Below are 3414 nucleotides of genomic sequence, written 5' to 3'. Positions count from 1 at the left end.
GCCGGCAAGGTGCCGGGCGTCAAATCTGTCGCCAGCAAGATAGTGCTGCGGCCGCAGCTTTGATGGTTTGCGGCATGACCAGTGCGCAACGCGCTGCGGGCTGCTGTTCGCCGGTAACGCCGGTGGCACAGCAGTCTCGGGCAACGCAATACACACCAGCTAAGGCAGGTCGTCAAGCGCTTCCGCATTCTCATACAGCTTGATCAGCATCGCGCGAAGCACCTGAACGTCGCTCGCGGCGAAATCGCGAAGCACGACCGCCTCATGCCGCTTTGCGAGCGGCATGATGCTGAGGGTGAGCTCCTCGCCCTTTTCCGTCAGGACGACCCTGATCGACCGTCCATCCGTCGCGCTCTTCTCGCGTCGGACCAGTTCCTGCCCCTCGAGACGGTCGATGATCCTGGAAAGCGCGGAAATGTCCGAGGTCGCATGCGCGGACAGCTCGGACAGGGTCTGCAGCGGAACATACAGCAGCGAGGCGCAGACTCGCCACTCACTGAGGCTCAGGCCAAAGGGTTTCAGCGCCTTCGCAAGGGCGTTTCCCATTCTGCCTCCGGCACGTGTGAGCAGGAACGGAATCGCCTGCTCGAGCTGCTGCGGTCGCCTGGATGTTTTCATGGTCGTCGGGAGAGGGTTTACGTGAGTATTGATACTTGAAAAATCAACTATACTCCACCTCAATGTACTTGAAAAATCAAGTAAATGCCATCCGGACGAACTCGGATGGCGGGTCCCCTTCGTGACGTGAACAAGGCGTCACACGCTGAACCGGAGCAGATAGATGAGAAACAAGATTGCACTTGAAGAACATTTTGCGATCGACCTGACCATCGATCAATCGAAAGGCTACGCGCCTCCTCACGTGTGGGAGATGCTGAAGTCGAATCTTCTGGACATCGAGCAGCAGCGGCTGGAGCGCATGGAGCAGGGCGGAACGGAGTATTCGATCCTGTCGCTCAACTCGCCTGGCATCCAGGGCATTCCGGACATCAAGGAAGCGATCGAGGTTGCGAGGCGGGCCAACGATATCCTTGCCGAACACGTTGCCCGTCATCCGTCCCGCCTGGGCGGCTTTGCCGCGTTGCCGATGCAGGATCCCGAAGCGGCGGCACGCGAGCTCGAGCGCTGCGTGAAGGAGCTGGGATTCCACGGCTTCATGGTCAATGGTTTTTCGCAAGTGGGCGATGCGGAAAATGTCGCGTACTACGACGCCCCGCAGTACACCGATTTCTGGGTGAACGCGGCCGCGCTCGGCAAGCCTTTCTACATGCATCCGCGGGATCCGTTGCCCTCGCGTGAGCCGATCTACGACGGCTTTCCGTGGTTGACCGCCGCGACCTGGGCGTTCGCGGTTGAAACGAGCATCCACGCACTGCGGCTGATGACCTCGGGTCTGTTCGACCGCAATCCGGAGCTGCAGATGATTTTGGGCCATCTGGGCGAGGGCATTCCGTTCAACGTCTGGCGTGTGGACCACATACTGCAGAAGGCGCCGCGCGGGCTGCCGTGCAAGCGCAGCGTGGGCGAGTATATGCGGGAGAACGTGCATGTGACGACGAGCGGGAATTTCCGAACGCAGACGCTGCTGTCCACGATGCTGGAGATGGGCAGCGACCGGATCATGTATTCGGTCGACTACCCGTTCGAAACGCATGACGAGGCTGCCGGGTGGTTCGACACGTGCGCGATCAGCGAAACCGATCGCGTGAAGATCGGACGGGACAACGCGCGGCGTCTGTTCGGTCTTGAGTGATACGGGAAACAGGAGAACGCGAATGTCAGTGACCGAACTGGCGCCAGCAGACGTATGGCGCGACAAGATCTATAGCGGCGGATGGAAAACCGGAGGCGCCGGCACGATCCCGGTGACCGAGAAGGCGACCGGCGAGCAGATGGGATCGATTGGTTGCGCGTCGGCCGCGGATGTCTCGGCCGCCGCCGCGATCGCCGCTGATGCGCAACGTGCGTGGGCCGCCACACCAGGGCCGCAACGAGGCGATATTTTGCGCGAGGCCGTTCGTCTGCTGCAGGTTCATGGGGACGAGATCGCCCGCCAGATCGTCCGGGAGACCGGGTCGATACGGCCGAAGGGGCAACTGGAGGTGAAGCTCGCGATACGCGAGATTCTCGAAGGCGCGGCGCTGGCGAGCCAGCCGACCGGCGTCATCACGGCAAGCGATGCAAGGGGGCGGCATAGCGTTGCGCGCAGGATCCCGCTGGGCGTGGTCGGCGTCATTACCCCATGGAATTCCCCGTTCATTCTCGCGGCGCGGGCCATCGCCCCGGCGCTGGCCACGGGCAACGCGGTGCTGCTCAAGCCCGATCCTCAATCGTCGGTCAGTGGCGGCGTCCTGTATGCGCGGCTGTTCGAGGCCGCAGGGCTGCCGGAGGGGCTGTTCCATGTGCTTCCCGGCGGGGCCGAGACGGGCGACGCGCTGGTCCGGGATCCGCTCGTCAACATGATCAGCTTCACGGGATCGACGCGGGTGGGGCAACAGATCGGCGCCGTGGCGGGCGGCCTGCTCAAGCGGGCCAATCTCGAGCTCGGCGGCAAGAATCCCTACATCGTGCTTGACGACGTCGATGTCGAAGCCGCGGCGAGCGCCGGGGCGTGGGGATCGTTTCTGCATCAGGGGCAGGTCTGCATGTCCGCGGGCCGGCATCTCGTGCAGGAGAGCATTGCCGATGCCTACATCGAAAGCCTCGTGCGGCGAACCCGGGCGCTGACGGTGGGCGACCCGTTCAAGGGCGATGTCCATCTGGGTCCGATTGTCAACGAACGGCAGGCGGCCAACGTCGATCGCATCGTGGCGGATTCCGCGAGCCAGGGTGCGAAGATTCTGGCGGGCGGGACGCGCGACGGGTTGTTTTTTAAGCCGACCGTGATGGTCGACGTGGTGCCCGGAATGCCTGCGTTCGAGGAAGAGATCTTCGGTCCGGTCGCCGCGGTGACCGTGTTCAAGACCGATGACGAAGCGGTTGCGTTGGCCAATCAGAACCGGTACGGGCTGGTGGCGGCCGTGGCGTCTTCTGACTTGCGCCGGGCCCAGCAGATTGCCGACCAGCTGCATGCGGGCATCGTCCACATCAACGACCAGACGGTCATGCATGAGGTATTCGGGCCGATGGGCGGCCTGGGGCTGTCCGGCAACGGGCACAACTACAGCACGCTGACCAACGCCGACCAGTTCACGGAATGGCAGTGGGTGACGAGCCGCGAAAGCCTTCCCGCTTATCCGTTCTAGAAAACGCAACGAGGTGCATGTTGACTCCCGATAATGCGCAGCAAGTGGAAGAGGCGCAATCTTCGATCGTCGACATCAGCGCGCTGATCGACAGCCGTCCGCTGAGCGCATTCCAGATCGCGATCATGATCATGATCGGCTGTTCGGTGGTGATGGACGGCTTCGACGT

The 3414-nt window shown here is 62.7% G+C and carries 3 protein-coding genes; 2 read left to right on the top strand and 1 reads right to left on the bottom strand.

Features of this window, described 5'->3' with window-relative positions; all coding sequences use genetic code 11:
* Positions 1-159: 159 nt before the first annotated feature.
* Complete coding sequence (locus FAZ69_RS32895) at positions 160-546, bottom strand: MarR family winged helix-turn-helix transcriptional regulator (protein ID WP_369407773.1); 387 nt, start codon at positions 544-546, stop codon at positions 160-162.
* A 235-nt stretch (positions 547-781) separates the two neighbouring features.
* Here FAZ69_RS32895 and FAZ69_RS32890 point away from each other — a divergent pair, with 235 nt between their 5' ends.
* Entirely contained in the window at positions 782-1753 is a 972-nt protein-coding gene (locus FAZ69_RS32890; protein ID WP_136899627.1) for an amidohydrolase family protein, read from the top strand.
* Between the two features lie 22 nt (positions 1754-1775).
* On the top strand, positions 1776-3245 hold the full coding sequence (locus FAZ69_RS32885; RefSeq protein WP_136899625.1) for an aldehyde dehydrogenase family protein: 1470 nt from the start codon (positions 1776-1778) through the stop codon (positions 3243-3245).
* The last annotated feature ends 169 nt before the right edge of the window (positions 3246-3414 follow it).

The sequence above is a fragment of the Trinickia terrae genome (genome assembly GCF_005144415.1).
Lineage (GTDB): Bacteria > Pseudomonadota > Gammaproteobacteria > Burkholderiales > Burkholderiaceae > Trinickia_A > Trinickia_A terrae.
The sequence above is the reverse complement of the archived record's forward strand: the minus strand, read 5'-3'. Positions and strand labels throughout refer to the sequence as shown.